Below are 26,922 nucleotides of genomic sequence, written 5' to 3'. Positions count from 1 at the left end.
GGCCTGATTTGCACGGGCTACTTTGTCGCAAGTCCTTGAAAGACGTGAAGTCTTCCTGCGGCCGTGCTTCGCGTATCCGCACAAATCAGGCCGACCATTGCCGCCATATTGGTGGGTCCTGACCCTATGCGCTTCTACGCGGGCGCTCTTCCGACTGGTAGACGGACAGGACATGGCCGTCCGGGTCGGCAAATTCGGCAGACCAGCCGCCCGGAGCATGGCTGACAGGCGTCACGATCGTTGCGCCTTTCTCCGCAAGACCCTCCACGACGGTATCGATGCCGCCCTCGGAGAGGTCGAACACCACAATGGGCGTGTTCCCGGGACGCGACTCCATCTTGAAGAAGATGAGTTCGATATTGTTCTCGATGCTGGCCAGCAGCCAGTCGCCCGTCTCCTCGTCTCCTTCCATCCTCTGGACATTCAGCCCGATCACATCGCGGTAAAACGTCTCGGTGCGGTCAATGTCGTTGACGTAGTAGCAGATGTTGCCGATGCGGACGTTGGAAAGCATGTCTGTCTCCTGATGTTACAAGGTTGGTTCTGCTTCTTAATTGCCGCAAGCACCCAGTTTGTGAGCTTTGAGATGAAAAAAACTTACCGCAAAGAGGTGTCCGTCCGGATCGTGGCTTGCCAGGAATGCCGTGTTGCGCCCGGTCAGCGGAAGAAGGTTCTGCCGGATCCTGCCGAAGGCGAGCGTGCCCGCCAGAAGCTTCCCGGGAAGGGTTTCGGCATTGGGAGCGGCATCGCGCCAACGCCAGCGCAGGCCGGCAATCCGCTGGCGCAGGCTCGCATCGGAAATGCGCAGAAGGTGGCGGATTTCATTGCGCGTATGGCCGCCGAGAGCGAGAAGTGCGACGATTCTCTGGCTTCGTGGCAGGCTTGAGAGGAATTCCGTTGGAACTTCGCTGTCGTCCGCGGGCTCGATAACCAGGGTGGCGTTCTCGCGCCGTGATCGGCGGTAGGCGGAGCGCCGTTTCGTCGCCGCCACGTTCCGCATGACGCCCTGAAGCCAGGCGCGGTTCTCCACACATGGGCGGTTGCCGGCAGTCAGTGCGGCGATCAGCGTTTCATGCAGCAGGTCTTCCGCTTCGATCTGGTGCGATGCGTGGCGGTGCGCCGTTTTCAGAAGATGGCGATAGGTCGCGGGGGTGAGTTCAAGCCGGGCAGGCATCTCCTGCGCTGTGCGCCTGTTATCCACCGCTCGCTCCCCATGCTTCCAGTCAGGTGAGGAAGCTACAGGACGCGGCGCGCGCTGCAAGCGAAGACTGAGGCACGGGGGCGTGAAATTCAACCGGCGATATCCACCACGCCGCTTTCACCGGTCTCGGAACCAAAGGCGAGGCGGCGGCCTTCATTGTCCCATGCCATGGCGGTGATCGCACCCTTGCCCGATCTGCGCAGAAGAATCTCCTTCTGGTCGGCAAAGCGCGCGGCCAGGATCATGCCATCGCCATAGCCGATGGCGGCAATCTCTTCGGTGGGGTGACAACAGACCTGCGTCACCATCGTGTCGCCGCGTGTTCCAAGCTCCAGCGGGGCTTTGCCCATGGGGCCGTCCTTGGCCTGAAATGGCCAGACGATTGCGCCCGGTGCGCCGGAAGTGGCGAGCCACTTGCCCTTCGCGCTCCACGAAAAACACTTCACCTTTCCCGGATAGCCGGCCATGCGCATATGCTTGCCATCGGCCAGTTTCCAGCCATGCAGGGCATTTTCCTGCATGGTGGTAACGAGGAATTTTCCATCCGGCGAGAAGGTGATGCCCGTGTGCGCGCCGGCCCATTCCAGTTCCGTCGGTTTGCCGTCGGTTGCGGGAAAATGCAGCGTCGCGCCATTGTAACGGGCGACCGCAAGCCGCATCCCCTTTGGTGCGAAGGCGATGCCTTCCACCGAGCGCGGGTGCTGGAATTCGCGCTGTTTGCCATCGGCAAAGAGCACATAGGCGCTGCGCCCGACAGCAAAGCCGACCGCGCCCTGCGGGCCGGCGGCAATGCTGGTCACCCATTTGCGGCCGATCTCGGCCAGCATTTCCACTTTGCCGTCTGCCGAAAGCGCCGTCACGCGGCCATCCTCACCGCCGGTGATGAGACGCGCATGGTCTGCATCGGGGCAGGCGGCCAGAAGCCCGTCGTGAACCTCTGCCCATTTGTGGCCATTGTCGAGACGATGCACCACGCCATCGGCGAGCGCGAAATGCGGACTGTCGTCAAGCCAGGCTATGGCAATGCAATGGCTGTCGAGGTCGAGCGGAGCAATGGTGGGCATGCGTCAGGCCAGGCAGGCTTCGAAGGTGCGTTGCAGGCGCTCGGTGTCCAGATCGCGGCCGATGAAGACGAGGCGCGTCTCGCGCTTTTCATCGTCCCGCCATGGGCGCTGATGGTCGCCCTCGACGATCATGTGAACCCCCTGAACCACGAAACGGTCGGGATCGTCGGCAAACGCGATGATGCCCTTGAGGCGCAGAATGTTCGGTCCGTCGATCTGCGTGGTCTTCTCCAGCCAGGGAAGGAACTTCTTGGGATCCATTTCGCCGGCGCGCAGGGAGAGCGACTTCACGCCCGCATCGTGGATGGGAGACGCCGCGCCATGGTGATGGTGGTGTCCGTGATCGTGGTCATGCCCATGCTCATGATCGTGATGATGGTGGTCATGTTCGCAGTCGGGGCCGCACACATGGTCCGGGTGGCCGTGCTCGAGGAAGTGCGGGTCGTTGTCGAGCACACGCTTCAGGTCGAAGGCGCCACGGTCGAGCACATCGTTCAGCGCAACGCCGGCGCGCTCTGCGCGGTGGATGCGGGCCATCGGGTTGATCGCCCGGATCGTCGCCTCGACAGTTGCCAGTTCCTCAGGCGTCACGAGGTCGGTCTTGTTGACGATCACGACATCGGCGAAAGCGATCTGGTCTTCCGCCTCGTTGGAATCCTTCAGGCGCAGCGGCAGGTGCTTGGCGTCGACCAGCGCCACCACCGCGTCGAGCCGGGTTTTGGCGCGCACATCGTCGTCCATGAAAAAGGTCTGCGCCACGGGCGCGGGATCCGCCAGTCCCGTGGTTTCCACCACGATGGCGTCGAACCGGCCGGTGCGCCGTGTCAGTCCCTCGACCACGCGCACCAGATCGCCGCGCACCGTGCAGCACACGCAGCCATTGTTCATCTCATAGATTTCCTCGTCGGATTCGACGATCAGTCGTTGTCGATGCCGATCTCGCCGAACTCGTTGACGATCACCGCATAGCGCTTGCCGTGATCCTCGGTGAGGATGCGGTTGAGGAGTGTCGTCTTGCCTGAACCCAGATAGCCAGTCAGTACAGTGACAGGGATCTGTGTCGGGATGGTTTCGCTGGGCGTCTCGGTCTGAACGTCGGACATGATTTCTCGCAAAACTGGAATTGTTTCTCGACTATATAAGACGGCGTCCGGGCGATTGCACGGTCAGTGTTCGAAGTGGGACAGGTCGAACCGGTCGACATCGTGGAGCAGATCCAGGAAGCCGGTCACGCTGTGGGCGATGATGCGTTTTCCTGCTTCTGCGCTCGCCCCGGCAGCGTTGCCGGTGACACCCTCGCGGGCGAGGTCGCGCATCATCCAGCCGAAAGCATGAGGACCATAAGCGCGCAAATGTGTGAAATCCCGGCAAAAGTCGGCCTGGGCGGATTTGAAGTCTGCTGCCTTTCGCATGTCGACCATGTCGGGGCGCAGAGCCAGCATGACGGAGGTTTCGATAAATCCGCCATGGATACCCAAAGCGCGTTCTTCCTCGGAGACGATATCCGGCGGATAACCAAAGCGCGTCCAGCTCGTGGCAGCGGCCAACATGCCGAATCGCACGCGCAGTTCAGTCGTTACAATGGTGAGCAATGGTGAGTTGCCACCATGGGCGTTGAGAATGACGAGTTTGCGCAGACCGGCCCTGAACTGGGCCTCCCCGATGCCGATCCACCGATTGGCGGCCTCTTCGAATGTCATGGATTGCGTTTGAGAAGAATCTGAATGCTCGATTGAGTAGCCAATCTTCTCGACTGGAAGAAAAACAGTATCGAGATTTTCTGGAAGTTCCCTTTTGACTGCCTCTACAATGCCTTGCGCAATGATCCAGTCAGTCTCTGGGGGCAGATGAGGGCCGTGCTGTTCAGTGGCTCCTATTGGCAGAATCGCAATTTTCTTTGCCGGCGTAGGTTTATTTTCTTGTGTGTTCACAGCATGCCTCGCGATGTATCAAGACAATTGCCGGGCAAAACTTTTATACGAAAGTAGAGCATAATTATTTGTCTGGGCAAGAGCAATCTATGGTTGCAATGGGATTCGTTAGAGCTATTTTGTTCAAGGGGCGTTCTATCTTATCGTTGAGGATGTCTAAAGGGGAGTTTTTATGGCCAAAGCTGTAAAGGGCGCGACAATTGGTTTGCTACAGTCGGCCGCTCGGCTTTCACGTACCGCTCTGGCCGAGCGGCTTCTGGAGCATGGGCTATATGCGGGGCAAGACAAGTTAATGCTGGCGTTATCGGTGGAGAACGGGCAGACGCCCAGCCAGCTTGCCACTCTTTTAGGTGTGCGACCGCCGACAATTACCAAAACCATCAACCGACTGACGAATCAGGGCTTTCTTGAAAAGCGATTATCGGAGGAAGACGGACGCCGCGCGTATGTTTTCTTAACCGAAGAGGGAGAGCAGGCCATCCGGTCCATTGAGAAGTCGGTGCGTAAGACCGAAAAAATTGCGCTTAAAGGGTTCGACAAGAAAGAGCAGAAGGTCTTGACGCGCCTTCTCTTCAAAGTCGAAGCGAATCTGAACGGCACCAGTTTTGACGATGTCGATGATGAAGATGGCATCGAGGTTGAAGCCTAGGTGTTTAGTCCCAGCATCTGATCGTCCAGCCTGTTTCCTGCAGAACCGAGCCGATTTCGCTGAAAGGCGACGTTGCTGCCGCGTATCCTGATTGACCTTTTGGCCGTCCGTGGCGTAAGCAGGTCTTTAAACAGTTTAGCTGGGTGCGACTGCGGGCCCGTCGCAGCACGAGCAGACGGAGCGATCATGGATCGCGTTGCGCCCGGTGGTGAAGGCCATCGGCACGTTGGGGGAATTCAGGCTGGCGCAGAAGATCAAGCTTTCGACCATCGCCGAGGCGCTCGGCGTCTCAACGGCTACTGTTTCTCTGGCGTTGCGTGACAGTCCGCTGGTCGCTGATGCAACGCGTCAGCGGATCAAGGAGCATGCGCGCGAAATCGGTTATATCTACAACCGTCGCGCAGCGAGCCTGCGGACCTCCCGATCCGGCATTATCGGGGTCGTGGTTCATGACATCATGAACCCCTTCTTTGCCGAGATTCTCCGCTCGATCGAGACCGAACTTGATCGGTCGCGGCAGACCTTTCTCCTATCCAACCATTACGACCAGCTGGAAAAGCAGCGCACGTTCATCGACACGCTTTTGCAACTGGGGGCCGACGGGGTCATCATGTCGCCGGCTATCGGTACGCCGCCACAGGATATTCGCCTTGTGGAGGAAAACGGTTTGCCGACAGTGTTAATCGCCCGATCCGTCGAAGGTGCGCGGGTACCGGTGTTTCGTGGCGACGATGCCTATGGCACCGGGCTTGCGACCAATCACTTGATCTCGCTTGGACACACGCGCATTGCCATGATCGGAGGCACTGACCAGACATCGACCGGCCGCGACCGGTATCAGGGCTACGTGGATGCGATGGGCAAGGCGGGGCTGGAGATCAAGCCGCAGTGGCGGTTTCCGGGGCCACGCACCAAGCAGGCCGGCTTCGAGATAGCGGGAGCGTTTCTCGCACTCAAGGACAAGCCCACAGCGGCGGTCTGCTGGAACGATCTCGTGGCCATCGGTCTCATGAACGGCATTGCCCGTGCCGGACTGGTGCCCGGCGTCGACATTTCTGTAACCGGCTACGATGACCTTGAAGAGGCGGCAATTGCCACGCCCGCACTGACCACCGTCTGGAACGGACAGCGGGATGTGGGGCGTCGGGCAGCGCGCGTTCTGCTCGACAGATTGAACGGGGCTGAGGTGAACCCGGCTCAGGAGCTTATTAAACCGGAGCTTCACGTGCGCCAGTCGACGGGCAAGCCCGTCGAGCGCTGATCTGTTGCAATAAATTTGCCGGCTTATCTGATCGGGAGGAATGATTTGGCTGAAACACGAGACATCGCCGTCCTGGTTCCGGGCATGCTGCATCCACATGCGAGGGAGCGCATCGCCGGGTGTTTCGAGCTCGTGACGCTCGACAAGGCAGATCCGGCTCTTGTAACGGAAGAGATGGCCGCAAGAGTACGCGGCATGGCGGCCATGACGGTGGTTGATGCAGCGTTTATAGACGCATTGCCCCATCTGGAGATCATCGCAAATTTTGGTGTCGGCTATGACGCGGTGGATGCCGCGCATGCCGGTCGCCGCGATGTTATGGTCACCAACACGCCCGACGTTCTTACGGAAGAGGTCGCCGACACGGCGGTGGGCCTGCTTCTCAACACGCTGCGCGAACTGCCGCGTGCGGAGACATGGCTGCGTGAGGGGCGCTGGGCGCGCGATGGGGCCTATCGTTTTTCGCGTGGTTCGCTGCGCGGGCGGATAGTTGGCATTTTCGGCATGGGGCGCATCGGCCGCGCCATCGCGCGGCGGCTTGCCGCCTTTGGTCTGCCGATCGCCTATCACAATCGCCGGAAGCTCGATGACGTGCCGTATGTCTATCACGATACGCTTTCGGGACTTGCTGCAGCCGTCGATACCCTGATCTGTGTCGCCCCCGGGGGGCCGGAAACACACAGGGCCGTCAATGCCGATGTGTTTGAGGCACTTGGCGCAAACGGTGTCTTCGTCAATATCGGCCGTGGCAGCACGGTAGACGAGACTGCGCTGATTCAGGCGTTGCAGAGTGGCACGATCTTCGCGGCGGGACTGGACGTGTTCGAGAACGAGCCGCATGTGCCGGAGGCATTGATTGCGCTGGAGAACGCATCGCTTCTGCCACACGTGGGATCGGCCTCGGTTGCGACACGCCAGGCTATGGCGGATCTGGTGGTCGACAATCTTGTCACCTGGTTCACACAGGACCGCGCAATCACACCTGTTCCTGAGACCGGCCATGTGAAGCGCCGGAGCGTTTCACAGTCTGTCGGTTGATACTGAAAGGCCGCACGGTTCCTGAATGCGGCTGGGTGCAGGACGCCTTAAAGTTGTAGTCGTTAGCAATCGATTAACCAGAAAAATGGAAGCTCCCGGGACGATATCCCGATGACGATGGAGCTCCTAATTCATGAAACTGGTTGTGTCAGGGGCGCTGGTCTTGGCGCTGGTGGGCTCGTTCGGCTATTTTTCCGATCAGGGGACGACGGGTAACGCCCCGGGTCCGGAACCAGAGGAGGCTGGCCCTGCAGCCACTTCCGAGTTCATATTGACGGGTATCGGTGTCAACGAGGTCTGCCGTGTGCGCCATGCGCCGGGAGAGGGGAGCACGCAGCTTGATCTCGACCGAAGCTGTGCTCGGATACTGCCGCGTCTTGCCGACGCCCGCATCTGGGAGGAGCGGCCTGACGGGACGGTTGTCTTCGTCTCGGCGGCAGGCGAGGCGCTGGTGGAGTTTTACCCGGGCGATGGCGCAGCCTATGAATCGCTGCGCCCGCGAACGCCCCTGCTCAGCCTGTATCGGGAAAACTGATCACTTAGCCGCTATGCCCGCTCTCTCGCGGGCTGCGGCGTGCCGGCGGGCGGCTTCGCCGAACGCCTGAAGATCCGTGCCGAGGAATCGTCCCTGTGCGCCCAGTATTCGGGGTGCCACTGAACACCGACAGCGAAGCCCGGCGCCCCCTTAACGGAGACAGCCTCCACTGTGCCATCGTCTGCCACTGCCTCGACCTGAAGACGCGGAGCGGGCCTATCCACGCCCTGTCTGTGGACTGAGTTCACACGGACTTCCGACGTCTCGAATATGCGTGCGAGGCATCCGCCGGGCGCCACCTTCACCGTCTGGCGGATGGCGAAACGGGTGTCGTGACCGGCATCCTGCGGTCCGCGATGATCGAAAGCCCCTTCGCGTTCGTGAATCTCCGTTGCGAGCGTTCCGCCGAGCGCCACATTCAGTTCCTGTATCCCGCGGCAGATGGCCAGCAGCGGCACACCCTTCTCGATGGCCTTGCGGATGAGGGGGAGGGTGGTGGCGTCGCGGGCATGGTCGTAGGGACCGTTCTCTTCGCTGGCTTCCCCACCGTAGAGTTCAGGATAGACGTTTGACTTTGATCCCGTCACGAGCACACCGTCTACGGTATCCAGCAGGCTGTCCAGATCGAGCCTGTCGCCGAGGGAGGGAAGCAGCACCGGCAGCAAGCCGGCGGTGGAGACAGCCGCGTCGAGATAGGGCTGTGGTGTGGCATGCCAAGTGTAGTTCTCGAAATCCTTTGCATCCGTCGAGACGGCTATCAGTGGGGTGCGCATTCGAAAATCCGTTTTCTGGCGATCGCTCTCAGAGATGGGAATGTAGAGATTCCGCGCGCCTTTCCAATGGGCAGTTTCGGGATTTCGTTGGGCCTTCGACATTGGTCGCAGAACAGGGGTCGCGCGCTGGACTTGGGCCGCCATGCATGCATTGATACCGGTGGTTTTCGGTGCCCGATAAAAGCAAACAGCGTGGGGGCGGCGAAGCCGGCATGAAGCCGGGTGCCAAAGGCATTTCGGCAGACGGTTCCAGAATGGGAGGAGAACATATGGACCGCAGAACCTTCTTCAAGAAGGCAGGCATGGCAGGAACGGGCGTTGTCGCTGCGTCGGCGCTGGCCTCACCCGCCATAGCCCAGTCAATGCCAAAGATCACATGGCGCTGCACGTCTTCGTTCCCGAAGGCGCTGGACACGATCTATGGCGCAGCCGAAACGATGGCCGAATTCGTGAAAGGCGCAACGGACGGCAATTTCGAGATTCAGGTCTTCGCAGCCGGCGAGATCGTGCCCGGCCTTCAGGCGGCGGATGCGGCGGCTGCCGGCACCGTCGAAATGGCGCATACGGCGTCATACTATTATTGGGGCAAGGACGCGACCTACGCGCTGGGCACAGCCATCCCGTTCGGGCTCAACTATCGCCAGCAGAACGCCTGGCTTTACTATGGCGGCGGTAATGAGCTGTTGAACGAGTTCTACCACACTGAAGGGCTCCACACTCTTCCGTGCGGCAATACCGGTGCGCAGATGGGCGGCTGGTTCCGAAAGGAGATCAACACCGTTGAGGATCTCAAGGGCCTCAAGATGCGCATTGGCGGTATGGGCGGCAAGATCATCGAGAAGCTCGGTGTGGTTCCCCAGCAGATCGCCGGTGGCGACATCTACCCCGCGCTCGAGAAAGGCACGATCGACGCGACCGAGTGGGTCGGTCCCTATGACGACCAGAAACTCGGCTTCAACAAGGTCGCCCAGTACTACTATTATCCCGGATGGTGGGAAGGCGGTCCGGTCCTGAACGCCATGTTCAACAAGGCAAAGTGGGATGAACTGCCTGCAGCCTATCAGTCGGTTCTCGATGCGGCCTGTCGTGCAGCCAATGCCGACATGATGGCGAGCTACGATTACAAGAACCCGGCGGCTTTGCGCCAGTTGGTGGCGGACGGTGCGCAGCTCCGCCCGTTCAGTCAGGAAATCCTCGAGGCGTGCTACAACGCTGCGATGGAAACCTATGACGAGATCAACGCGTCAAATCCCACCTTCAAGAAGATCTACGACAATCAGCTGGCCTTCAAGAAGGACGCGTATCTCTGGGCGCAATTGTCCGAGTATACGTTTGACACATTCATGATGATCCAGCAGCGCGCTGGTAAACTCTGATCTGTCCATGAAACCGCAGAAAACCCCGGAGTGCCGCTCCGGGGTTTTCTTTTGCGGCCCTGCCGTGTCAGTCAAAACTCGGCGGCTGGCTCAGATCCGGGCCAGCCGGGGCTGCCGGCTGCTCCTGTGGCGTCTCGCCCGGGGCGTCACTTGCGTCACCGGGCTGCGTGCCAGCGGTGGCAGGCCACCGATGCCTGGCAGCTGCAATCCGTTGTTCTGTTGCCCGTTTCCGTCGCCTGTGGGTGGTGAACCGAACGGTGAGCCGCTCAGTCCGCCCGGCAGACCGAATGCGGGTCCTCCGTCGCTGCCGCCACCGAAGGTGGGAATGGTGATCTCAACCTCGTTCGGGTTGACGGTGTTCTCCTGCTTGTAATGCGTGACAAGGCCGGGAAACGCAATCACCAGTATGATCATTAGAAACTGGATGATGATGAAGGGGATGGCGCCCTTGTAGATCTCCGTCGTCTTGACGGCGGGCAGGATGCGTCCGGAAACTTTGTCTTTCCACTCCTTCATCGGCGCGATCGATCTCAGATAGAACAGCGAGAAGCCGAAGGGCGGGGTCAGGAACGATGTCTGCAAATTGATGCCAAGAATGACGCCGAACCAGATCAGGTCGATGCCGAGCGTCTCGGCGGCGGGCACCAGGAGCGGGACCATGATGAAGGCGATCTCGAAGAAGTCGAGAAAACAGCGAGAATGAAGACGATGACGGTGACGGTGAGCAGGAAGCCGATTTCGCCACCAGGCAGCGCCAGAAGAAGCTCCTCGATCCAGACATTGCCGTTGATCCCGTAGAAGGTCAGGCCGAAGACACGCGCGCCAATCAGGATGAACATCACGAAGGCGGCAAGTTTCGTCGTGGCGTCCAGCGCCTGTTTGAGGACCGAGAAGGATAGCCTGCGTTTGACCAGGGCCAGCACGAGTGCGCCGGTCGCTCCCATGGCGCCGCCTTCGGTTGGTGTGGCGATGCCGAGAAAGATGGTTCCAAGGACGAGAAAGATCAGCGCCAGGGGCGGGATCAGCACGATCACCACCTGCTCGGCGAGCCGCGAAAGAATGTTCAGTTTCAGATGGCGATTGGCAAGGCTGAGGGCGAGAGCGAAGACTGTTGCCGTCGTGGCCGCCCAGACCAGTCTGACCTCGCTGCGCATCTCGGCGAAAACGGTGTGATATGTGGCCAGATAGATGCCGACTGACGCAACCAGCAGGAGGACCAGAGAGGTCACGCCACCGCCGAGCGTGCGTGTTTCCGGCGGCAGGGCCGGAGCCCAGTGCGGTTTGATGATGGTGACGGCAAAGACAAGCAGGCAGTAGGCGCTGATGATGACAAGGGCCGGCAGAAGCGCGCCCACATACATGTCTCCCACAGAACGGCCGAGCTGATCGGCCATCACGATCAGGACGAGCGACGGGGGGACGATCTGCGCTAGCGTGCCGGACGCGGCGATGGTGCCGGTGGCAAAGCCGCGATTGTAATTGTACCGCATCATGATCGGCAGCGAGATGAGCCCCATCGCGATCACCGAGGCGGCGACAACTCCTGTCGTGGCTGCGAGGAGGGCGCCCACCAGCACTGCCGCATAGGCAAGCCCGCCACGCACCGGCCCGAAGAGCTGGCCGATCGTGTCAAGCAGGTCTTCCGCCATCCGGGATCGCTCCAGGATCAGCCCATGAAGGTGAAAAACGGAATGGCGAGCAGCGTGTCGTTGTACATGATCCCGTAGATGCGTTCGGGATGCGACTGCAGGAGCGGCCAGAAAAGACGGATTTCACTGGAGATATGTGAGAGTTCAACGCCGATCACGAAGAAGAGGAGGCCGCCGGCAGCCAGTGTGAAGGCAACCGGATAGCCGATCAGCAGCATCGCCATGACGGTGACGAACATGATGGGCGCGAGATTGTGCGCGATCAGGTCAATCATCGCGCTTCTCCTCCATCTCAATGGCGGCTTCTGCGGCCGGATGCATTTCATGCTGCGGGTTCGGTTCGTCGATCAGACCGCGCAGGACCGCGTATCGCTTGACGATCTCGGAGACGGCCTGCGCCGTCAAAAGGATGAAGCCGGCAAGGACCATGAATTTGGCGGGCCAGATGATCAGGCCGCTCGCATTGGCGGAAATCTCGCCCGAGATGAAGGAGCGCTGGAACCAGGGCCAGCTCAGCCACACGATCAGCGATACGAATGGAAGCAGGAAGAAGACGTGGCAGAAAAGGTCGATCCAGTCCCGGGTCCGCTTCGTGAACAGGCTCGAAACGATGTCGATGCGGATGTGCTCATTGCGCTGCAGCGTATAGGCGGAGGCCAGCAGGAACACGGTGCCGTAGAGGTACCATTGCAGTTCGAGCAGGCTGTTGGAGGCTCTCGGTATCGGCAGGTAGGCGGGCAGGCCGTCTCCCAGAAAGCGGATGATGGCATTGTAAGCAGACACAAGCACCGCAACCAGGATCAGCCATGAAACCTGCTTTCCGATGAATTGATTAATAGCGTCAATCAGGCGCGAAAGGCCAAGAAGCCCCGCCATGCTTTCCTCCCAGCAATGTGTTCCCCCCGGATCGTTTTTGTGATTCTCGGGCCTTATGCTTTGTCCTGCATCTGCAGCCTGCCTTCAAGTGAGCCAAAAGTCGACATTGAAGACGCAGGCACGGCACTATGGGAAGTCAGGAAGTCGCAACAGGGTGAAAAAGCGGCCAGCTCGGACACAGGCCCCAAATCGTTACCCCCTGCATGTCGTGGTCTGGACAGTTGTGTTTGTGCGTGTATTGATAAGTTTCCGCTGCGCCGGAAAGGATGTTGCCGGCGCTTTAGAAAAGTCGAAGAGGCCGTTCTGCGGCCCTTTTTTTCGCTTGATGTTCTTTTGGGAGGTATTCATGGATCGTCGTTCTTTCCTCAGGAAAGCGGGACTGGCCGGTGCCGGGGCGAGCGCTGCTGCGTTAGCCACGCCTGCGATCGCGCAGGGCAACCAGACCTGGCGCATGGTCACCACGTGGCCGAAGAATTTTCCGGGCCTGGGTGTCGGCGCCCAGCGGCTTGCAGATCGCATCACGGCAGCTTCGGACGGTCGGCTGACCGTGCAGGTTTATTCGGCGGGTGAACTCGTTCCGCCGCTGCAGTCGCTTGATGCCGTGATCGACGGTTCGGCCGAGATGAGCCATGGTGCGGCTTATTACTGGCAGAACAAGAGCCCGGCCCTGTCCTTCTTTACCGGTGTGCCCTACGGCATGACCTCGCGTGAAATGGCGGCATGGGTCCGCTATATGGGCGGGCAGGAGATCTGGGACGAGATCTACGACCAGTTCGGCGTTCAGGGCTTCCTGTCCGGCGATACGGGCACTCAGGCCGGCGGCTGGTTCCGTGAGGAGCTGACGGGTCTCGATTCCGTAAAAGGTCTGCGCTTCCGCACGCCGGGCCTCGGCGGCCGGGTATGGGAGAAGCTTGGCGCGACGGTGACCAATATGGCTGCCGGCGAAATCTTCCAGGCGCTACAGTCGGGCACGCTCGATGCGGCCGAGTTCGTCGGCCCCTACAACGATCTGGCGCTCGGTTTCTACCAGGTTGCCAAGAATTACTACTTCCCGAGCTTTGTGGAACCGGGTCTGGCAACCGAGCTGGTGGTCAACAAGTCCAAGTATCAGGAGCTGCCCTCCGACCTGCAGGCGATCGTCAAGGATGTCTGCCAGGCGGAATATGATCAGGTGGCTTCGGACTTCTACGCCAATGATCCGCGTGCTCTGAAGACACTGGTCGACGAGCACGGCGTCAATGTGCGCCAGTTCCCCGACGATATCGTTGAGGCAGGTGCGAAGGCAGCGGCTGAGATTCTCGGCGAGCTGCGTGATTCCGGCGATGCGCTGACGAAGAAGACGACCGAGAGCTTCATCGAGTCGCTCAACATTCTGCGCACCCGTACGGAAGGCACTGACGGTGCTTTCGTCGAAGCCCGCAAGAAATACTTCTCGATCTGACAAGGTTCAGATTTGACGAAAAAGCCCGGCATCGCGCCGGGCTTTTTTTGTTGTCTGGTTCGTTATTGGTGTTCTGGTCTCAACTGTAGATCGCCCTGGGCAACCAGGTGGCGATTTCAGGGAACATGAACATGATCGCGATGGCCAGGAGCTGCAACAGCACGAAGGGCAGCACTCCCTTATAGATCATCGACGTCTTCACGGAACCCGGTGCGACCCCGCGCAGATAAAACAGCGCGAAGCCGAAAGGCGGCGTTAGGAAGCTTGTCTGCAGGTTCACACCGACCAGAACGCCGAGCCAGACCGGGTCCACATCGAGGGCCAGCAGGATCGGTGCGGTGATCGGGATCACGATGAAGATGATCTCGAACGTGTCGAGGATGAAACCCAGCAGGAACATGATCAGCATGACCACGGCCACGGCCGCCAGCGTGCCGCCGGGCAGGTTGGCGAGGAACTCATGCACCAGATTGTCGCCGCCCATGAGACGGAAGACGATGGAGAAGACCGAAGCGCCGAACAGGATGATGAACACCATGCAGGTGATGGAGGCGGTGGCGATAGCCGTTTCGCGCAGAACGGCAAAGGAAAGCCGCCAGCGGAAGGCGGCAAGCACCATGGCGCCGACGGCGCCCACGGAGGCGGCTTCCGTCGGCGTTGCGATGCCGCCGAGGATGGAACCCAGAACGGCCATGATCAGCAGGAGCGGGGGTAAGAGCGCGACGGCGACCTCGCCCATCAACTCCTTCTTCTCTTCGGGCGGAACCGGCGTGGCCGGGCAGGAGGCAGGGTCGAAGATGGCCTTGAGAAGTGTCCATCCGAGATAGAGCCCGACCAGCAGCACACCGGGAAGAAGTGCGCCGGCGAAGAGGTCGCCCACCGATACGGGAACCGGGGCGAAATTGCCCTTCGCCATTTGCACCTGCGCGTTGATGCCCGAAAGCATGTCACCCATGAAGATGAGAACCGTGGAGGGCGGGATGATCTGTCCAAGCGTACCGGAAGCGCAGATGACGCCGGTCGCAAGCTTCGGATCGTAGTTCGCACGCAGCATTGCCGGCAGCGAGATCAGGCCCATGGTCACGACGGTGGCACCCACCACGCCGGTGGATGCTGCCAGAAGCGCGCCGACGATGATGACCGACATGCCAAGCCCGCCGCGCAGATTGCCGAACAGCTTGCCCATGGTGAGAAGCAGTTGCTCGGCGATCTTGGAGCGTTCCAGCATCACGCCCATGAAGATGAAGAGCGGGACAGCCACCAGCACTTCATTGGTCATGTAGCCGATATAACGGTTTGCCAGGCTGCCGAAATTCGACGGGTCGAACACGCCGAACCACATGCCGCCGAGACCGAACATGAGGGACACGCCGGCCAGCGTGAAAGCAACGGGGAAGCCCAGAAGAAGAAAGCCGATAATGCCGAAGAACATGAGCCCCGAGAGGAGCTCGCCAATCAGAACCGGATCCATCAAACGCTCGCCTCCGGCTGCTCTTCGTCATTGGTTTCGTATCTCAGTTTCGCTGGCAGCAGGGCTTCATTGCCGCTGAGGACAAGGATCGAGCGCAGCGCCATGGCGATGCCCTGCAGGGCGAGCAGCGCGGCAAAGCCGAGGATGAAACCCTTGAGGATGAAGAGCCCCGGCATGCCCCCGACATTGGCCGATGCTTCCCCCAGCCGCCAGGAGCGGCTGACGAAGCTCCACCCGTAATAGAAAACGACCCAGGAAAACGGCATCAGGAACAGGACCACGCCAGCCAGATCCACGATTGCCTTGCGCCGCGTGCTCGCCGGCCGATAGAAAATGTCGACCCGCACATGGTCGTTTCGAAGAAGGGCAAAGCCGGCGACGGCGGTGAACATCGCTCCGTTCAGCCAGATATAGAGGTCCTGCATCCACACAAAGCTCGTCGAGAAGACGTAGCGCTGTACCACGACGGTGAAGCACACAAGGACGATGGCCAGTGACAGCCACGAAAAGACATTGCCGACAAGGGCATTCAGGCCGCTGATTATGCGGACCAGAAAAGCGATTGCGCGCACGGTCAGTTACCTCCGCCGTTGGCGCGCACGGCGAGCGGCGCGTGATGGTGTGCCATGAGGCCCTCTTGCATTTCCCCGATGCGGGCGGAAGTTGTTTCCTGTCCTGCCCTTCAACCTGTTAACCAGGCAGCGCCTGATTAGCAGCTTTGTTTCTGGCGAAAAAGTAACCGTGCGGGAAAAGTCGCCTTTTTGCCTTTCGAACCTAAATTATGAAGTGAATATGCCGGACTGGCTGCTGCGTTCGGGGAGCAGGCAGGTATACTCCGGTCAGATTCGTGCGCCGTTCATGCGGCCCGGCTAATAAAATGTCCCCGGAAATGCCGTGTTTGTGTTGGCGTTGCGCATTGTTGTGGAGCCCGCAAATTCGTTTGACGGGATGCCGGGCGAATAGAAAACTACCCTTGCGGAAACGTTTCCAACCGTGATCCGCTGAGGAGGAATGCATATATGACGCTTCACGACGTCACGCTTAATGACAAGTTCGATTTAACGAAAGAGCGCATCTTCGTGTCCGGCGCGCAGGCGATCGTCCGGATGCTTCTGATGCAGCGTGAGCGTGATCGACGTGCGGGGCTGAACACCGCCGGTTTCGTTTCCGGCTATCGCGGGTCGCCCATTGGCGGGCTCGATCAGCAGCTCTGGAAAGCGAAAAAGCAGCTCCAAGCATCCAATGTGATCTTCCAGCCCGGCCTGAATGAGGAACTGGCGGCAACCGCCTGCTGGGGCTCGCAGCAGACCGAGATTCTGGGTGAAGGCAAGTATGACGGGGTGTTCGGCGTCTGGTACGGCAAAGGCCCGGGCGTAGACCGCTCCGGCGATGTTTTTCGCCACGCCAACCATGCGGGCTCTTCGAAACATGGCGGTGTGCTCGCGCTCATGGGCGATGACCACACAGCCGAATCCTCAACAGTCGCCAATGCTAGCGAATTCGCTTTTGTTGACGCGATGATCCCGATCCTGAACCCGGCCGGCGTTCAGGAACTCATAGACTACGGTCTTTATGGCTATGCATTGTCCCGTTTTGCCGGCACCTGGACGGCCATCAAATGCGTCAAGGACAACATTGAATCGACAGCCGCCGTGGATGTGTCGCTTGAGCGGCTGAACATCGTCACTCCCGAATTCGAGATGCCGCCCGGTGGTCTGAACATCCGCAACGAGATCAACATGCTCGGGCAGGAAGCGCGGCTCTACGACTTCAAGCGCGCCGCCGCCGCTGCGTTCGTCCAGGCAAACAATCTCAACCGCATCATCTATTCCGGCGGTTCGAAGGCGAAGATCGGCATTGTCACGCTTGGCAAGAGTTATCTCGACACGCGGCAGGCGCTGGACGATCTGGGGATCGACGAAGCGCGGGCGAACCAGCTTGGCATTCGCCTCTTCAAGGTGGCCTGTCCCTGGCCTTTCGACGTGGAGCATATGCGCGAATTCGCGCGCGGCCTCGACATGGTGATCGTGGTCGAGGAAAAGCGTTCGCTGATCGAAGTGCAGTTGCGCGAGAACCTTTACGGTACGGCCAATCAGCCGGAAATCATCGGCAAGGTGGATGAGAAGGGCGGGCGCCTTTTTGCGCCCACGGCAGCGCTCGATCCCAATGAGATCGCCATCGCCATCGGCGAGCGGATCCTGCGGATCATCGGCCCGTCGGAAGAGATCGCGGCCCATGTGTCGCGGCTGCGCCAGTTTCAGGCAATGCTTGCGGATACGCAGGACGTGTCAGGTCGCACGCCCTATTTCTGCTCGGGCTGCCCCCACAATACCTCGACCAATGTTCCCGAGGGCTCGATCGCAGGTGGCGGCATTGGCTGCCATTTCATGGCCACCTGGATGGACCGGTCCAATGTCGGCTTCACGGCCATGGGCGGCGAGGGCGCGCAGTTTATCGGCCAGGCACCGTTTTCAAGCCGGGAGCATTTCTTCCAGAATCTCGGCGATGGCACCTACAATCATTCCGGTTCCATGGCGATCCGCTTTGCGCGCGCTTCGGGCGCAAACATCACCTACAAAATTCTCTACAATGACGCGGTCGCCATGACGGGCGGCCAGCCGCATGAAGGTGACCTCACCGTTGACATGATCGCTGATCAGGTGCGTGCGGAAGGCGTGCAGCGCATCGCGGTCGTGAGCGACGAGCCGGAAAAATATGCCGGCGCTGTCAACTTCCCGCAGGGCACGACGATCAACCACCGTGACGATCTCGATCAGGTGCAGCGCGAGCTGCGCGAGGTAAAGGGCGTTTCAGTCCTGCTCTATGATCAGACCTGTGCAGCCGAGAAACGCCGCCGGCGCAAACGCGGGACGTTCCCCGATCCGGACAAACGCGTCTTCATCAACGAACTCGTGTGCGAAGGCTGTGGAGACTGCGGGGTCAAGTCGAACTGCGTTTCGGTCCAGCCGCAGGAGACCGAATTCGGTCGCAAGCGCCGCATCGACCAGTCCAGCTGCAACAAGGATTTTTCCTGCGTGAACGGGTTTTGCCCGTCCTTTGTGACGGTGCACGGTGCCAAGCTGAAGAAGGCGAAAGGCGCGACGGGCGCCAACGATCCGCTGGAAGGCGTTCCCGAGCCGAAACTTTACGATCTCGCGCGAGGCTGGTCGGCGGTGGTGGACGGGATAGGCGGCACCGGCGTTGTCACCATTGGTGCGATCGTCGGCATGGCTGCGCATCTGGAAGGCAAGGGCGCAGGCATCATCGACATGGCGGGGCTGGCGCAGAAGGGCGGAGCGGTTTTCACCCATCTGCGTGTCGCCGGGACGCCGGAAGACATTCACGCGATCCGCGTGTCCGCCGGCGAGGCCGATCTCGTTCTTGGCTGCGACCTGGTGGTTTCCGGCGCGAAGAAGGTTCTCGCAGCCGCCCGTGAAGGGCATACCCTGTTCATGGCCAACACCGCGGAAGTGATGCCGGGAGATTTCGCCCGCTCAGCCGATTTCTCGCTTCCCACAGAGCGCCTGAGAAAGGCAATCCGCGCGGCCGTCGGCGAAGACAGGGCGCATTTCTTCGACGCAACACGAACCGCGAGCGTCCTCTTCGGCAATTCCGTTGGCGCAAACATGCTCATGCTTGGCATGGCCTATCAGCTCGGCGGGCTGCCGGTTTCGGCTGAAGCCATCGAAAAGGCGATTGGGCTCAATGGCCAGGCGGTGTCCATGAACGTTTCGGCGTTCCGCTGGGGACGCCGCGCGGCGCATGACCCCGATTTTGTGAGCCGGCTGGTCGCAAAATCCTCAAATGGCGATGTCCGGCAGCCCGTATCGCAGACGCTCGATGAGGTCATCGACCGGCGTGCGACGTTCCTGGCTGGCTACCAGAACCAGGCTTATGCGGAGCGCTATCGCAGCCGCATCGCCCGTTTGCGTGCCAAAGAAGAAAAAGCTGTGCCGGGTTCCACCACGGTGACGGAAGCTGCAGCACGCAATCTTTTCAAGCTCATGGCCATAAAAGACGAATACGAAGTGGCGCGTCTCTACACGGACGGCTCCTTCAGGCGCCAGCTTAACGCTGAATTCGAGAGCTTTGATCGCCTTGAGTTTCATCTTGCGCCGCCGGTTCTCGGTCGCCGTGACGCCGCCGGGCATCCGCGAAAGTCGAGCTTTGGTCCCTGGATGATGTCGGCCTTTCGCCTGCTTGCGCGCATGCGTGGCCTGCGGGGCACGGTTTTCGACCTTTTCGGCCGCACCGAAGAACGCCGGATGGAACGGCGCCTGCTCACCGAATATGAAGGTGATCTCGATCGCATCGAGGCGCTGCTTTCTCCTGAACGGGCGGATGCTGCGGCGGCACTGGCATCGGTGCCGGCGCTCATTCGCGGCTATGGTCACATCAAGGAAGCCAATGCTGAGAAAGCGGCGCAGGAGCGGGCGAGGCTTGTCCGGCGTCTGGAAGACGGAGACAGGGCGGGTCCTGTTCTGAAAGCGGCGGAGTAGCCGGCTTTCTTTAGGGCAGAGGCGAGAAAACTTCACTAAACCTTTCTTAATGCTGTTGTGGCATATCTTGCCCGTCAATCGGGCTCGTGCGGTGAAAAACAGCAAAAACAGCATTCCGGAAGACGTCTACGTTGGGTACATCCGTTCGTTGTTTCAGGACGTCGGCGTGCTCCCCGTTGGCGCGGCCTGCTACGGCCTGATTGCTCTTTTACTATACTACAAGACAGGTCAGGGGGCCTATCTCGTCTTCGGGCCGGCCATGTTCATTGCCGGCGTCTGGCGCTACTTCAAGATTACGCGCGTCGATCATGCGCTGATCTCCGACTATCCGTCCGCACTCGCCTGGGAAGCCCGATATCTCTGGTGGGGTAGCATCCACGGATTTGTCGTCGGGGCATTCGGCTTCTTTGCCACCATGTGGTCGCAAGACAATTTCAGCGAACTCGCCGCTGTTTCGGCCATTCTAAGCGGCGCAATCACCATTGCCGGGCGCAATTACGGCTCCCACAAGATGGTGTCGATCCTGACGCTGACCATCGTGTTCCCGATGACGCTCGGTCTGATGCTGAAGGGCGATTTCTATCATTTTGTGCTTGGGCTTTTCATCGCACCGTTCATGTTGGTCGTGACCAAGATGGCCGATCTCGTACGCACGGTCCTGTTCACCGCCATCAGTGAGGAAAAACGTTCCACGCGGCTGGCGCAGCGTTTCGACCGCGCGCTGAACACCATGCACCACGGTCTGCTTATGCTGAACAATGAGGAACGCGTGGTGGTGAGCAACACCCAGGCGGCGGAAATGCTCGGGTTCAAGTCCTCCGAGCAGATGCTGGGCCGGACGTTGAAATCGCTCTTGATGCGCGGTGTGGCGAGCGGCCTTCTTTCGGAGCGCGATTATGCTTATGCCGAGGAGCAGCTTTCGAGGGCTTTGCGCGAAGGCCGCAACCGCAAGGTCCTGTTACGCATGACCAATGGCCGGCATTTTGAGTTCGCTGCCCGTGAAGGGCATGACGAGGTGGGGGTTCTGACCTTCGAAGAGGTCACGAGCCGCGTCGAGGCGGAGGAGAAAATCCGCTTCATGGCGCGTTATGACAGCCTCACCAGCCTGCCCAATCGCGCCTATTTTCACGAGAAGGTCACTGAAGCGATGGCGGCGGGCGATCAGGACAGGCTCTGCGGACTTGGCGTTCTCGACCTCGATGATTTCAAGACCGTGAACGATACTCTGGGTCATCCGGTCGGTGATGGTTTGATCTATGCCGTGGCGGAGCGTCTCTCCGCGTTCGAGAGCCCGAATGTTCGCATCAGTCGGTTCGGCGGCGATGAATTCATGATCTACTTCAACCGGGTGACCGACGAAGGCGAGTTTTCCCGGCAGTTCGAGGAGATCTTTGCCTCTCTTGCCGGTGAAGTCGACGTGGCCGGCCATGCCATGCGCATTCAGGCGAGTGGCGGGGCGGTGGTTGTGCCGGTGCGGTCAGGCGATGTGGACTCGATGGTCGTCAAGGCGGATCTGGCACTTTACAGAGCCAAGGAACTCGGCAAGAACGCCTGGAGCCTGTTTGAAACGGAGATGGATGTCGCCTTCCGCAATCGGCAGGTGATGAAGCTGACCTGCGCAGTGCCATCGAAGCGCGCAATCTGCGTGTCGTCTACCAGCCGATCGTCGATGCTGCCACCATGCGTGTTTCGAGCTGTGAAGCCCTGTGCCGCTGGGACCATCCGGAACTCGGGCTTGTATCGCCGGCGATCTTCATCCCCCTTGCGGAGGAAATGGGCCTGATCTCCGAGATCAGCACGATCGTTCTTGAAGCGGCCTGCCAAGAGTGCGCGAAATGGCCGGAGCATGTCGGGGTGTCTGTGAACCTTTCGGCCAAGGATTTTCGTTCTGATGAAGTGATCGGCAAAGTGGAACGAGCGCTCGACGGGGCAGGCCTGAAGCCCGACCGTCTCGAGATCGAGGTCACCGAAACCGCACTCCTTAACGATACGGAGGCGACGGTCCGCTACATCAACACGCTGAAGAAGCTCGGCGTGCGCATCGCGCTGGACGATTTCGGGACCGGCTATTCCTCGCTGAGCTACCTGCACACCCTGCCGCTCGACAAAATCAAGATCGACGGAAGTTTCGTCGCCAATCTGAAGGAGGGAGAGCGGTCGCTTCACCTGCTGCAGGGTGTGGTCGATCTTTCGCGCAAGCTGGGCCTTGCGGTCACCGTTGAAGGTGTCGAGCGGTTCGATCAGCTGAAGCTGCTTGAAAGCGCGGTCAAACCCGATCTCCTTCAGGGCTTTCTCTTCGGCCCCGCCTTGACGGCATCCGGCATCGAGACCATGGCTGAAATGAAGCAGCCTTACGCACCCGGCAGATTTCCGCCAAAGCGCGCGCATCCATCTGACTTTTCGCACATTCCCTATATGCAAGGTGAACGCGTAGAAACCTTCTGTTAAGGTTAATAAAACCTAAACAAGTTTCATACGACTTTCAGCTTTACATCGCTCGTCAGGCGATTACGCTTGTATTGTACGAGAGGTGGTAAAAGTCGACGTGGGGCATGCGGCAATGGTCACGAGTACCGGCCTGGTCGGCCTGAAACCGGGGGCAGAGCGCTTTGCTCGCGACCCGGCCAAGAAGTCCTCAAGCTTCATAGATGGCGTGATGGCACTTCTGGAGCGCACCGAATACCGACGGTGCGAATCTGGCGAAGACCGAGAAGAGATATTTCATCTGCGGTACCGTTCCTACCGGGCGCACGGCTTTGTGCCCCAGACTGGGCAACAGATCGTCAAGGACGATCTCGACGATCTTCCCAACTGCTACAACTTCGCCGTCTATATAGACAAACGCCTCGTCAGTACGGTGCGTCTGCATCAGATCGACCGGGAAAACCCGCTCGGTCCGGTGACGAAAGGGTTCGGCGACGTCATGTCCCCGCTGATCGAGCAGGGCGACACCTGTATCAATCCAAGCATGCTCGCTGCCGATCCTGATCTCGCTCGCGAATACCGGGCTCTTCCCTATGTCTCGCTGCGCCTGGTGATCGCGGCCTACGAATACTTCCGTTCGACCTATTGCGCCTGTCTCATTCGCCAGGAGCACACGGCTTTCTATCGCCGGATATTTGGTGCCCGGCAGATGAGCCCCGAGCGTGCCTATCCGCCGATAAGCATACCGTTAATGTTGTTCGGCGGGGTCTGTGCCCGGGAGTTCGGCCCCATTGTCGAGCGGTTCCCTTTCTTCCTCTCTACGCGATCGGAACAGAGGATGCTGTTCGAGCGCACGGCGTCTGGAATATCGGCGCCGCTCACCATTCTACCGACAGCCAAATATCTGCAGCACGCTGCCTGAACCGGATGCTCTGACGGGATCGCTGCTTGTCGCTGACAGGCTGTCGGGCTATCGAATAGGCATGACTACAAAACGCGACATTGCCGGGGAGGCCATCTGGGCTGCCGAACTGACGGACGACGAACTGGACCGGGCGCGCCGCGGGTTGACGGAGCGGTTGTTTTCCAAAGGCAGTTATATCTGCCACCGGGGTGACCGGCTTGATCACTGGACCGGTGTTGTGGAGGGGCTCATCAAGATCAGCGCCATTTCCGCCGCCGGCAAGGCGATGACCTTTGCGGGGGTGACGGATGGCGGCTGGTTCGGTGAGGGGTCGGTGCTCAAGAACGAACCGCGCCAGTACGATGTTGTGGCGATCCGCGATACGCGGCTTGCCATGCTTTCACGCTCGAGCTTTCTGTGGCTCTACGAGAACAGCACCGGTTTCAACCGCTTCCTGGTGCGCCAGCTCAATGAGCGCATGGGTCAGTTCATTGCGACGATAGAGTATGATCGCATTCTCGGGCCCACGGCCCGGGTCGCGCGCAACCTCTCCTGGTTTTTCAATCGCACGCTCTATCCGCGTGCTGGAACCACGATAGAGATCAGTCAGGAGGAGCTTGGCCTTCTGGCCGGTGTTTCGCGGCAGGTGGTCAACCGCGCCCTGCGTGCGCTTGAGGATGAAGGGCTCCTGAAGGCGGAGCACGGCCGCATAACGGTTGTCGATGCCGAGGCATTGAGCCATTACGAGGTCTGAAAACCCGCATTTCGGGCTCCTGCCGCAGCAAGGAAAACGCCTGCGCTGAGGCATCGCAACAAGGTTAGACTTTGGTCTGAAAGGTGTGTTTCGCGCTTCGGAAAGACCGTCGACTGCGCATAAACTTCCTCCACTATAAAGACAAATAGCGTCTCTGTCTGTCAAGAGGCGTGTTGAATGGCTTTGGGTTTCGTGGAACCCTCAAGCCAATCAAGACCCGGTTCTGGGAGGAGCCGGAAAAACAGCGGTCAAACGCTGACAGTGGGAGGTAAGCGACTTGGCGCATACTGACGCGTCTAAGGACACGTTCGCCAAATATCTGCTTTTGAACGCGGAGCGGTTTCGCGACCGGCCATCCATGCGGTTCAAGGATTATGGTATCTGGCAAAGCTGGACCTGGGCGGAGCAGCTTGAGGAAGTGCGGGCGTTCGCGCTCGGCCTCCAGTCGATCGGCCTGAAACGCGGCGACAAGATCGCCGTGATCGGCTCCAACCGGCCAAGGCTCTACTGGACATTCGCCGCCGCCCAGTCTCTGGGCGCGGTGCCGGTGCCGGTCTATGCGGATTCCGTTGCCGAAGAGATGGCCTATGTGCTCAACCATGCCGAGGTCACCTTCGCCGTGGTGGAGGATCAGGAGCAGGTCGACAAGGTGCTCTCCATCTCGGAAGAGGTGCCGCTCCTGACCGAGATCGTCTATGACGAGGAACGCGGTCTCAGGGATTACGACCACACCCATCTTCATGCCTATGATGGCGTGCGCGAGACGGGCATGCGCCGTTTCGCCGAGGAACCGGAGGCTAATGCCAACTGGCTGGCAGAGATCGAAAAGGGGCGCGGCCCCGATCTATCGGTCATGCTCTACACATCCGGCACCACCGGCCGTCCCAAGGGCGTGATGCTGTCGAACGACAATTTCGTGCGCTCCGCCATCAATGGCAACGCCTTCGACAATCTGACCGAGAACGAGACGATCATCGCCTATCTGCCGCTGGCATGGGTGGGCGATCATCTGTTCTCCTACGCCCAGTCCTACACGGCGGGCTTCTGCGTCGCCTGCCCTGAAAGCCCCGAAACGGTGAACGAGGACCGCCGCGAGATCGCGCCGACCTATTTTTTCGCGCCTCCGCGCGTCTTCGAGGCCATGCTGACCTCGATCATGGTGCGCATGGAAGATGCCGGAAAACTCAAGAAGGCGATGTTCGATTATTTCCTCGCCCATGCCGCAAAGGTTGGCGAGCGCATTTTGAACGGCGAGCAGGTGGGGTTTCTCGACCGGCTGAAATACGGACTCGGAGAGTTCATGGTCTATGGCCCGCTGAAAAACCGCATGGGCTTTTCGAACATGCGGGTCGGCTATACGGCGGGCGAGGCCATCGGGCCGGAGCTTTTCTCCTTCTACCGCTCGCTCGGGCTGAACCTGAAACAGCTCTACGGCCAGACGGAAGCCACCGTCTACATCACCGCGCAGGAGGATGGGAAAATCCGTCCCGATACGGTGGGCCTGCCATCGCCGGAGGTGGAAATCCGCATCGCCGAGAGCGGCGAGGTCATGTACCGTTCGCCTGGTGTTTTCGTCGGCTACTACAAAAACGACGAGGCCACCCGCGAGACCAAAACCGAAGATGGCTGGGTGCATACGGGTGATGCCGGTTTCTTCGACACGGACGGCCAGCTCAAGATCATCGACCGGGCCAAGGATGTCGGCAAGCTTTCCGATGGCGCGCTGTTTGCGCCGAAATACATCGAGAATACGCTGAAATTCTTCCCCGACATTCAGGAGGCGGTGGCGTTCGGACATGGGCGCGAGTTCTGCGCGGCCTTCATCAACATCGATTTGCAGGCGGTCGGCAACTGGGCCGAGCGCAACAACATCGCCTATGCGTCCTATCAGGAACTGGCAGGGCATCCGCGCGTCTACGAGACCATCGCCGCGCATGTGAACGAGGCCAATCGCAGGCTCGCCCGCGAGCCGCTGATGGCGGCGTCGCAGATCAGGCGCTTCCTCGTTTTGCACAAGGAACTGGACGCCGACGATGGCGAACTGACCCGCACCCAGAAGGTGCGCCGCAAGTTCATCGCCGAGCGCTATGGCGAACTGATCGAGGCGCTTTACGATGGTTCGTCGGAGAAGTTCGTGGAAACGCAGGTCACCTATGAGGACGGCCGCAAGGGCATCATCCGCGCCACGGTTCAGATCGTCGATGCGGAGATTCACGCGGTTCCGGCCGAAAATGTCCGGGAGGCTGCCGAATGAACCGCGTCCCGATCCCAACCAACTCACCGCGCCGGACGATGGCATCGCCAGGGGCGGCGTGCTGCTCGACGTGAAGAACGTCTCGCTTTCCTTTGGCGGTGTGAAGGCGATCACCGACATTTCGCTCAACGTTCTGAAAGGCGAAATCCGCGCCATCATCGGCCCCAACGGCGCCGGCAAGACCTCGATGCTCAACGTCATCAACGGGTTCTACACGCCGCAGGAAGGCACCATCATCTTTCGCGGCAAGGAGCGGCGCTCCATGAAACCGCATCAGGCGGTGGGGCAGGGCATTGCCCGCACCTTCCAGAACGTCGCGCTCTTCAAGGGCATGTCGACGCTCGACAACATCATGGCCGGCCGCTCGGTCAGGATGAAGCGCAACATCGGCTGGCAGATGCTGTGGCGCGGGCCGGCGCTGCGCGAAGAGATCGAGCATCGCGAGAAGGTCGAGGAGATCATCGACTTTCTGGAAATCCAGCACATTCGCCGCACACCGGTGGGCAAGCTGCCCTATGGCCTGCAAAAGCGTGTCGAGCTTGGCCGCGCGCTTGCCATGGAGCCTACCCTTCTTCTCCTCGACGAGCCCATGGCGGGCATGAACCTTGAGGAAAAGGAAGACATGAGCCGCTTCATCATCGACGTGAACCAGCAGCGCGGCACGACCATTGCGCTGATCGAGCACGATATGGGCGTGGTCATGGACCTGTCCGACCGTGTGGTCGTGCTCGACTACGGCAAGAAGATCGCCGACGGTCCGCCCGACGAGGTGAAGAACAATCAGGATGTGATCGACGCCTATCTGGGCGTGCCGCACTAGGT

Annotated in this window: 18 protein-coding genes and 4 pseudogenes; 12 read left to right on the top strand and 10 right to left on the bottom strand. The window is 60.0% G+C overall.

Annotation, left to right across the window (positions count from 1 at the left end; all coding sequences use genetic code 11):
- Window positions 1–124: 124 nt before the first annotated feature.
- From JCM21793_RS11635 to JCM21793_RS11615, 5 genes and pseudogenes are all read right to left on the bottom strand, one after another.
- Window positions 125–514 (bottom strand): VOC family protein, encoded by a 390-nt coding sequence (locus JCM21793_RS11635; RefSeq protein ID WP_025030480.1) that lies wholly within the window; start codon window positions 512–514, stop codon window positions 125–127.
- A 36-nt stretch (window positions 515–550) separates the two neighbouring features.
- Entirely contained in the window at window positions 551–1,201 is a 651-nt protein-coding gene (locus JCM21793_RS11630; RefSeq protein ID WP_025030479.1) for a sigma factor, read from the bottom strand.
- An 89-nt stretch (window positions 1,202–1,290) separates the two neighbouring features.
- Window positions 1,291–2,265, bottom strand: a complete 975-nt coding sequence (locus JCM21793_RS11625; RefSeq protein WP_025030478.1) for a WD40 repeat domain-containing protein — start codon at window positions 2,263–2,265, stop codon at window positions 1,291–1,293.
- Between the two features lie 3 nt (window positions 2,266–2,268).
- Window positions 2,269–3,368: pseudogene (locus JCM21793_RS25495) on the bottom strand (CobW family GTP-binding protein).
- A 63-nt stretch (window positions 3,369–3,431) separates the two neighbouring features.
- A complete protein-coding gene (locus JCM21793_RS11615) occupies window positions 3,432–4,196 on the bottom strand; it encodes a creatininase family protein (protein ID WP_025030477.1) in 765 nt (254 codons plus the stop codon).
- A 172-nt stretch (window positions 4,197–4,368) separates the two neighbouring features.
- Between JCM21793_RS11615 and JCM21793_RS11610 the strand changes: the two genes are divergently transcribed.
- The 4 genes from JCM21793_RS11610 (at window position 4,369) to JCM21793_RS28235 (ending at window position 7,679) form a co-directional block, all read left to right on the top strand.
- Entirely contained in the window at window positions 4,369–4,845 is a 477-nt protein-coding gene (locus tag JCM21793_RS11610; RefSeq protein ID WP_007008854.1) for a MarR family winged helix-turn-helix transcriptional regulator, read from the top strand.
- 241 nt (window positions 4,846–5,086) lie between these two features.
- The gene (locus JCM21793_RS11605) at window positions 5,087–6,106 is read left to right on the top strand and encodes a LacI family DNA-binding transcriptional regulator (RefSeq protein ID WP_025030476.1); all 1,020 of its coding nucleotides are present in this window, start codon (window positions 5,087–5,089) and stop codon (window positions 6,104–6,106) included.
- 84 nt (window positions 6,107–6,190) lie between these two features.
- Window positions 6,191–7,144, top strand: a complete 954-nt coding sequence (locus tag JCM21793_RS11600) for a 2-hydroxyacid dehydrogenase (RefSeq protein WP_051556171.1) — start codon at window positions 6,191–6,193, stop codon at window positions 7,142–7,144.
- 133 nt (window positions 7,145–7,277) lie between these two features.
- Window positions 7,278–7,679, top strand: a complete 402-nt coding sequence (locus JCM21793_RS28235; RefSeq protein ID WP_025030474.1) for a hypothetical protein — start codon at window positions 7,278–7,280, stop codon at window positions 7,677–7,679.
- On the opposite strand, the pseudogene JCM21793_RS25485 reads toward JCM21793_RS28235, so the two are convergent.
- Window positions 7,680–8,452, bottom strand: a pseudogene (locus JCM21793_RS25485) (gamma-glutamyl-gamma-aminobutyrate hydrolase family protein).
- A 269-nt stretch (window positions 8,453–8,721) separates the two neighbouring features.
- On the opposite strand from JCM21793_RS25485, the gene JCM21793_RS11585 reads away from it, so the two are divergent.
- Complete coding sequence (locus JCM21793_RS11585) at window positions 8,722–9,828, top strand: TRAP transporter substrate-binding protein (protein WP_025030473.1); 1,107 nt, start codon at window positions 8,722–8,724, stop codon at window positions 9,826–9,828.
- Window positions 9,829–9,918: 90 nt separating this feature from the next.
- Here JCM21793_RS11585 and JCM21793_RS25480 read toward each other — a convergent pair.
- Window positions 9,919–11,695, bottom strand: a pseudogene (locus tag JCM21793_RS25480) (TRAP transporter large permease).
- A 49-nt stretch (window positions 11,696–11,744) separates the two neighbouring features.
- Complete coding sequence (locus JCM21793_RS11575; RefSeq protein ID WP_007008848.1) at window positions 11,745–12,353, bottom strand: TRAP transporter small permease subunit; 609 nt, start codon at window positions 12,351–12,353, stop codon at window positions 11,745–11,747.
- A 346-nt stretch (window positions 12,354–12,699) separates the two neighbouring features.
- Here JCM21793_RS11575 and JCM21793_RS11570 point away from each other — a divergent pair, with 346 nt between their 5' ends.
- Window positions 12,700–13,794: a TRAP transporter substrate-binding protein gene (locus JCM21793_RS11570; RefSeq protein WP_007008847.1), complete on the top strand. Its 1,095-nt coding sequence runs from the start codon at window positions 12,700–12,702 to the stop codon at window positions 13,792–13,794.
- A gap of 79 nt (window positions 13,795–13,873) precedes the next feature.
- On the opposite strand, the gene JCM21793_RS11565 is transcribed toward JCM21793_RS11570, so the two are convergent.
- Both JCM21793_RS11565 and JCM21793_RS11560 read right to left on the bottom strand, forming a co-directional pair.
- On the bottom strand, window positions 13,874–15,265 hold the full coding sequence (locus tag JCM21793_RS11565; protein WP_025030472.1) for a TRAP transporter large permease: 1,392 nt from the start codon (window positions 15,263–15,265) through the stop codon (window positions 13,874–13,876).
- Window positions 15,265–15,837, bottom strand: coding sequence for a TRAP transporter small permease subunit (locus tag JCM21793_RS11560; RefSeq protein WP_025030471.1), 573 nt, complete (start codon window positions 15,835–15,837; stop codon window positions 15,265–15,267). Before JCM21793_RS11560 ends, JCM21793_RS11565 begins: the two co-directional genes overlap by 1 nt.
- 429 nt (window positions 15,838–16,266) lie before the next feature.
- Here JCM21793_RS11560 and JCM21793_RS11555 point away from each other — a divergent pair, with 429 nt between their 5' ends.
- From JCM21793_RS11555 to JCM21793_RS11530, 6 genes and pseudogenes are all read left to right on the top strand, one after another.
- A complete protein-coding gene (locus tag JCM21793_RS11555) occupies window positions 16,267–19,764 on the top strand; it encodes an indolepyruvate ferredoxin oxidoreductase family protein (RefSeq protein ID WP_280113514.1) in 3,498 nt (1,165 codons plus the stop codon).
- 49 nt (window positions 19,765–19,813) lie between these two features.
- Window positions 19,814–22,160: pseudogene (locus tag JCM21793_RS25475) on the top strand (putative bifunctional diguanylate cyclase/phosphodiesterase).
- A 164-nt stretch (window positions 22,161–22,324) separates the two neighbouring features.
- Window positions 22,325–23,110 (top strand): N-acyl amino acid synthase FeeM domain-containing protein, encoded by a 786-nt coding sequence (locus JCM21793_RS11545; protein WP_025030469.1) that lies wholly within the window; start codon window positions 22,325–22,327, stop codon window positions 23,108–23,110.
- 61 nt (window positions 23,111–23,171) lie between these two features.
- Complete coding sequence (locus tag JCM21793_RS11540) at window positions 23,172–23,846, top strand: Crp/Fnr family transcriptional regulator (protein WP_007008842.1); 675 nt, start codon at window positions 23,172–23,174, stop codon at window positions 23,844–23,846.
- Window positions 23,847–24,123: 277 nt separating this feature from the next.
- Window positions 24,124–26,100 carry an AMP-binding protein gene (locus tag JCM21793_RS11535; protein ID WP_025030468.1) on the top strand — a complete coding sequence of 659 codons (1,977 nt, stop codon included), beginning with the start codon at window positions 24,124–24,126 and terminating at the stop codon, window positions 26,098–26,100.
- Entirely contained in the window at window positions 26,078–26,920 is an 843-nt protein-coding gene (locus tag JCM21793_RS11530) for an ABC transporter ATP-binding protein (protein WP_025030467.1), read from the top strand. The genes JCM21793_RS11535 and JCM21793_RS11530 overlap by 23 nt, the downstream gene beginning before the upstream one ends.
- Window positions 26,921–26,922 lie beyond the last annotated feature (2 nt).

Source organism: Nitratireductor aquibiodomus NL21 = JCM 21793 (assembly GCF_000615975.1).
GTDB classification, from domain to species: domain Bacteria; phylum Pseudomonadota; class Alphaproteobacteria; order Rhizobiales; family Rhizobiaceae; genus Nitratireductor; species Nitratireductor aquibiodomus.
This window is presented reverse-complemented; position numbering and strand designations above follow the sequence as displayed.